We start from the raw sequence: 5,985 nt of genomic DNA, 5'->3' as shown, positions 1-5,985 counted from the left end.
CTGCCCTCGCTCGAAAACCGCAGCTCACCGTCGACGACGTCAGCCGCGCTGCGGGGCTTCAGGAGCGGGACCAGCTTGGCTTTGTCCGCGGCATCGATGATATCCGCGATGTTCCTGCCAACGATATCAGTAACACTGCAGCCTAGCGTGTGCTGGAACGCGGAATTTACCTGCTGCACCAGCCCTTTCGAGTCGCAGACGATGAGGATGTCGGAGACGGATTCGATGACGTTGGTGACGAAGGCCTACGCTTCCTCGAGCTCCGCATTCTTGTGCTCAAGGTCGACCTCGTAGCGCAGGAGGTCGGAATAGACCTCGTCCATCTTGCGGATGACTTCGATCCAGGCGCCCTCGCGCTCGTGATCGAACTCGATCGCGCCGCGATTGGTGACCAGCTTGAGCAGCGATTGGGTCTCGCCGGCTTCAGGAGAATGCGTCGCCTTTGGCATTTTTTCTCAAATCATACCTGGACAGCTTGTTCCTGAGACCGACGCGCGACAGCCCAAGCTCGCTCGCGACCCGGCTGATATTGCCTTCGTACCGCTCCAGATAGCTGATGATAACCGACTTCTCGAGATCCTCCACCTTGTCCTTGAGGTTCGCCGACCCGTTCAGCTTGCCATGGACCACCGCGGCCGCCTGCTTGCCGTTGCGCCGGCCGAGCAGCGGGGCTCGCAACTCGTCGGCATCGGCCAGAACCGCCATGCGCTGGATCTCGTTCTGCAGCTCGCGCACGTTGCCGGGCCAGTGGCACTTGACGAACGCCTCGAGCGCCGAAGCCGCAAAGCGCAGGCTCGGCCGGTTGAAGGAGGTTTTGACCGACGCCAGCACCCCTTCCGCGATCAGGGGAATGTCCATCGGGCGCTCACGCAGCGCCGGCATGTGGACGGGAAACGCCGCCAGGCGATAGTAGAGATCGCGCCGGAAGCGGCCCGCCTCGACCTCGGCCTCGAGATCGCGGTTGGTCGCGGCGACCACGCGAACGTCGACCTTGCGCACCCGCTGCGCGCCGAGCGGCCGAATCTCGCTCTCCTGCAGTACACGCAGTTTTACCTGGAACGCCGGCGAGGTCTCCCCGATCTCGTCGAGGAAGATGGTGCCGCCGTCGGCGACCTCGAACAGGCCGATGCGATCCTGGTAGGCGCCGGTGAAGGCGCCCTTCTTGCAGCCGAACAATTCGCTTTCGAGCAGCTCGTCGGGCAGCGCGCCGCAGTTCTCGACCACGAAGGCCTTTCTGGCCCGGGCCGAGCCGTAGTGGATGGCGCGCGCCAGCAGTTCCTTGCCCGTCCCGGACTCGCCCGTGATCAGCACCGAGATGTCGTATTCGGCGGCGCGCCGGCCGAGCTCGATGACGCCATGCATCGGACTGTCAGGCGAGTGCACGATGCGGTTGAAGTCGTAGAGCTGCTTTGCGGCGCCGCGCTTGACCGAAACGACCTTCTTGATGTGCTGCGGCGTCGCCCTGACGTCGACACCCGCGGTCTCCGTCTCCTTCTGCAGCCGGTAGAGCTGGACCGCCTCCTTGACGATGTCGATAAGGCGGTCCGGTTGCCAGGGTTTTGTGATGTACTGATAAATGCCGGCCTCGTTGAGCCCGGCGATGATGTCCTCCGAGTCCGAATAGCCGGAGATGATCATCCGCACCGGATCGGGCCAGAGCTCCTCCGCCGCGCTGCCGGCGCAGAGCACCTCGAAATCGTCGTGGAGGACGCGTCGCAGCGCTTCCTGCGAGCGGACCTCGTCGTCCACGACCAGAATGGTTCCCTGCACGCTCATGATGGCACCACCATAGGGGTGGAGTGGTCAGGCGCGCGCCGAGACCGGTGATTGGCGATGGTCAGCGGCGTGCGCGACTTCGGCACCTTGTGGATGAAGTTGAAGCGGGCAACGTGGTAGCTCGGGTCGAATCCGTAGAAATTGAGCCGCATCCGCCGCAGCTCCTCATCGCGATAGGCCTCCAACGGCTTTTCGGCCTCATGGGCCGCGCGCCGTCGCTGCTTGTCGGCAAGGCGCGCGGCAAAACCTTCGTCCACCGCCATGGCGATCCCGAGTTTCACGAAGTTCGCGTCCGCAAGCTCCGCGCCGGACAGCACGCGGTCGACGATGCCGAGGCGCCGCGCCTCCACTACTCCCATCGGGAGCCGGTATTGCGTGATCCGGGTGGAATTCGCAGCCCCCGCGCGGCGCGGCAACAGATAGGTCCAGTACTCCGAGCCGTAGAGATTGCCCATGTCCTTGTAATGCGGATTGAGGACGACCTGGTCGCTGGCCCAGACTTCATCGGCAGCGAGGCTCAGGAAGACGCCGCCCGCACCCGCATTGCCGCGAATGACCGAGACGACCAGGCGGTCGGTGGTCTCGATGATCGCGCGGGCGAGATCGTCAATCGCGTTGATGTTACGCCAGGACTCATCCGCGGCGCTGTCGGCCGCCTCGATCTCGGCGAGATGAATACCGTTCGACCAGTAGTCGCGGCCGCCGGTCAGGAGCAGCACCTTGGTCGGGCGCGCCAGCGCAGCCCGATAGGCGCCGAGCAGGGCTTCGCAGTCGCCGCTACTCATGGCGCCGTTATAGAAGGAGAATCGCAGCTCGCCGACCTCGCCATGCTCGCGATATCGGATCGGAGCGTAGCCGCAACCGGACCGGTGCGGCAGGTGCGCCGCCGCTGCGGCGAAGATTTTTGCCGCCGGCAGCTTCAGGCTCTTCGGCGCGAGCCGCCTGACTTGGCCGATCCAGACCGCGCCGTCGACCGTGGCACGCGCCAGCGCGCCGCCGCATTGGGCCACTATGGTGCCGGGTACGCCGGAAATGTCATGCGCTTCGTGTACGTCGAACAGCCTGACATCCTCAAAGAACAGGCTGTCGGCAAGGCCTGGCATGCCGTCGGCGCTGTTGACTTTGCGCAGGACGGTCGCGGTCGTGTCGTTCTGCCAGTCGATCGTCCGGTCCGCCTGGCGGCACGGTCCGCGGACGCGGATGCGCGGATCACCCGCGCACATCGGTGGCGGCGTCGGCCGTCCGGACTCAATCGCCCCGATGGCTTCGAGTACCGCCTCGACGGCGCACGACGTCACCTCGTTGCGGTAGATGCTGGACTTGGCTGCGCGCCGCATCGGGAAGGTGCGGAACGCCCAGACCGGGCCGGCGTCGAACTCGCCATCCGCCTGCAATACCGTGACGCCCCACTCGTCGGCGCCTTCGAGGACCGCCCAGTCAAGTGCGGCCGGTCCGCGGTCGCCGGGCGGGCCGGGATGGACGATCAGGCAGCGCACGCTGCGCCAGACGTCCTCCGGGATCGCCCGCTTCAGGAACGGCGCGACCACCAGGTCGGGCCGATGCAGCGCCACGCTTTCGCGCGTGACGTCGGCATGAATGTCGAGCTCGACCGAGACCGCGTGGCCTCGCTCCCTAAGCTCGACGTGAAGTCGCTGCGTCAGGCTGTTGAAGGAATGCGACAGGAGCAGGATGCGCATCGTGGGCCTCAGCAGATTCCTCAACAGATTCTCGGCAGTTGCTCGCCCGACAGCCAGTCGACGATCCGTCCGCCGACAAAACTCGTCGCCATCTGCACGAAATGATGATCGTCGGCAACGGCCTCGCCGATGTCGGCAACGTCACGGCCGAGCGGATGTGCCTGCATCGCGGTCAGCACCGCATCGGCAACCTCCGGCGCGACGATCGCGACTAGCTTGCCCTCGTTGGCGACGTGGAGCGGATCGAGCCCGAGCAGCTCGCAGGCCGCTGCCACGCCCGGCTTCACCGGGATCGCCTCTTCGTGGAGACGGAAGCCGAGGTCGGATTGCTGGGCGATCTCGTTCATCGTGGCGGCGAGCCCGCCGCGCGTGGGATCGCGCATCAGGCGGATGCCGCGACCGCCGGCTTTCACCATCTCCGCGACGAGGTCGTGCAGCGACGCCGAATCCGAGACGATCTCGGTCTCAAAGGCGAGATTCTGCCGCTTGGACATGATGGCGACGCCGTGATCGCCGAGCGTGCCGGAGATCAGCACGCGATCGCCGACCCGCGCGTTCTCGGCCGAGAGATCGAGCCCGTCAGGCACGACGCCGACGCCGGCCGTCGAGATGAACAAGCCGTCGGCCTTGCCGCGCTCGACCACCTTGGTGTCGCCGGTGATGATGTGGACGCCAGCCGTGCGCGCGGCTTCTCCCATGGACTCCGCGATCAGCTTGAGGTCAGCGAAGCGAAAGCCCTCCTCGATGATGAAACTCGCCGAGAGATAGAGCGGCCGCGCGCCGGCCATGGCGATGTCGTTGACGGTGCCGTGCACCGCGAGCGAGCCGATATTGCCGCCGGGGAAGAACAGCGGCGAGACTACATAGCCGTCCGTCGTCATCACCATGCGCCCGGCGCCGACGTCGAATGCCGATTGATCATTGCCGCGCGCGAGCCATTCATTGCCAAAAGCCTCGTGGAACAGGCCCGAGATCAATTGCGCCATGGCGCGGCCCCCTGAGCCGTGGGACAGGTCGACGCAGCCGTTCCTGATATCGAGCTTGCGCTGATAGCCCTTCATGACGCCCGCCTCTGCTGATGGTCGCGGAAGCGGCCATAAGTCCAGTGCGCGGCGCAGGCGCCTTCGGAGGAGACCATGCAGGACCCCATCGGCGTCTCCGGCGTGCAGACGGTGCCGAACAGCTTGCAATCGACCGGCTTCTTCACCCCGCGCAAAATGGCGCCGCATTCGCAGGCCGGATTGTCGTCGACGCGCAGCTCGTTCATTTCGAACCGGACCTCGGCGTCGTATTTGGCGTAGGCGCGCTTCAGCTTCAGCCCGCTATACGGCACCTGCCCGAGCCCGCGCCACTCGAACTGATCGCGAAGCTCGAAGATGTCGGAGACCTCCTCCTTGGCGCGCAGATTGCCGTCGCGGGTCACCGCCCGGCTATACTGGTTCTCGACCTCGTGCCTGTTCTCGTTGACCTGCCGCATCAGCATCAGGATCGCCTGCATCATGTCGAGCGGCTCGAAGCCTGCGATTACGACCGGCTTGCCGAATTCTTCCGCAAAGAACTCGTAAGGCGCGGTGCCGATGATGGTCGAGACATGGGCGGGTCCGACGAAACCGTCGATCTCGACGCGGCCGATGTTGCGGATATCGGGGCTCTCCAAGATGTTTTGCATCGCCGGCGGCGTCAGCACGTGGTTGCAGAACACGCTGAAGTTTTCGAGCTGCTTCTTCTCGGCCAGACGGATCATGACCGCGGTCGGCGGCGTCGTGGTCTCGAAGCCGATGGCGAAGAAGACGACCTCGCGCTCGGGATTCTCCTCCGCGATCCGGATCGCGTCGATCGTGGAATAGACCATGCGGATGTCGGCGCCGCGCGCTTTCGCCTTCAGGAGCGACGCTCCTTGCGAGCCCGGAACGCGCATCAGGTCGCCATAGACGCACAGGATGATCTCCGGCCGCGCCGCCAGCCGGATGGCCATGTCGATGCGCCCGGCCGGCAGCACGCAGACCGGACAGCCGGGGCCGTGGATCATCAGCACGTGCTTCGGCAGCATGTCCTCGAGGCCGTAGCGCGAGATCGCATGCGTATGGCCGCCGCAGAACTCCATGAAGCGATAGGGTCTCTCGGGATGCGCCTCCGCGCGGATGGCTTTCGCGAGCCCCAGCGCGATCTCCTTGTCGCGAAACTCGTCGGCATATTTCATGAGACGGCTCCCTGTCCCTCGGCGCTGAGCTCGCGCAGCAATTCGAGCGTCCGCCTCGCCTCCTCCGGATCGATCTTCGTCAGGGCGTAGCCGACATGGATGATCACGTAGTCGCCGACGGCGAGGTCCTCGATCAACGCGACCGAGATCTCCTTGCTGACTCCGTCGATGGAGACGATCGCCATCTCGTCGGGCAGAAGTCTTGTGACCTCAGCAGGTATGGCAAGACACATCAGGCGGTTCCTTCCAGGCCGTGCTGTTCGAGTTGAAGCGCGGCGATCCAGGCCTGACCGAGGCTGAGACCGCCGTCAT

7 protein-coding genes are annotated in these 5,985 nt (G+C 65.2%); all 7 read right to left on the bottom strand.

Annotated elements, in window-relative coordinates; genetic code table 11:
• The coding region (locus CWO89_RS49835; RefSeq protein ID WP_502702945.1) for a PAS domain-containing protein at positions 1-227 on the bottom strand (227 nt) is incomplete at its 3' end.
• 18 nt (positions 228-245) lie between these two features.
• Positions 246-449 carry a hypothetical protein gene (locus CWO89_RS49830; RefSeq protein WP_502702944.1) on the bottom strand — a complete coding sequence of 68 codons (204 nt, stop codon included), beginning with the start codon at positions 447-449 and terminating at the stop codon, positions 246-248.
• A complete protein-coding gene (locus CWO89_RS39770; protein WP_130583746.1) occupies positions 424-1,776 on the bottom strand; it encodes a sigma-54-dependent transcriptional regulator in 1,353 nt (450 codons plus the stop codon). The genes CWO89_RS49830 and CWO89_RS39770 overlap by 26 nt, the downstream gene beginning before the upstream one ends.
• Positions 1,773-3,473, bottom strand: a complete 1,701-nt coding sequence (locus tag CWO89_RS39765) for a hydrogenase maturation protein (protein WP_130583745.1) — start codon at positions 3,471-3,473, stop codon at positions 1,773-1,775. The genes CWO89_RS39770 and CWO89_RS39765 overlap by 4 nt, the downstream gene beginning before the upstream one ends.
• Positions 3,474-3,493: 20 nt before the next feature.
• A complete protein-coding gene (gene hypE, locus CWO89_RS39760; RefSeq protein WP_130583744.1) occupies positions 3,494-4,534 on the bottom strand; it encodes a hydrogenase expression/formation protein HypE in 1,041 nt (346 codons plus the stop codon).
• Entirely contained in the window at positions 4,531-5,673 is a 1,143-nt protein-coding gene (gene hypD / locus CWO89_RS39755) for a hydrogenase formation protein HypD (protein WP_130583743.1), read from the bottom strand. Before hypD ends, hypE begins: the two co-directional genes overlap by 4 nt.
• Positions 5,670-5,906, bottom strand: a complete 237-nt coding sequence (locus CWO89_RS39750) for a HypC/HybG/HupF family hydrogenase formation chaperone (RefSeq protein ID WP_130583742.1) — start codon at positions 5,904-5,906, stop codon at positions 5,670-5,672. The genes hypD and CWO89_RS39750 overlap by 4 nt, the downstream gene beginning before the upstream one ends.
• Positions 5,907-5,985: the final 79 nt, after the last annotated feature.

The organism is Bradyrhizobium sp. Leo170 (genome assembly GCF_004296405.1).
In the GTDB taxonomy this organism is placed as follows: Bacteria; Pseudomonadota; Alphaproteobacteria; order Rhizobiales; family Xanthobacteraceae; genus Bradyrhizobium.
This window is presented reverse-complemented; position numbering and strand designations above follow the sequence as displayed.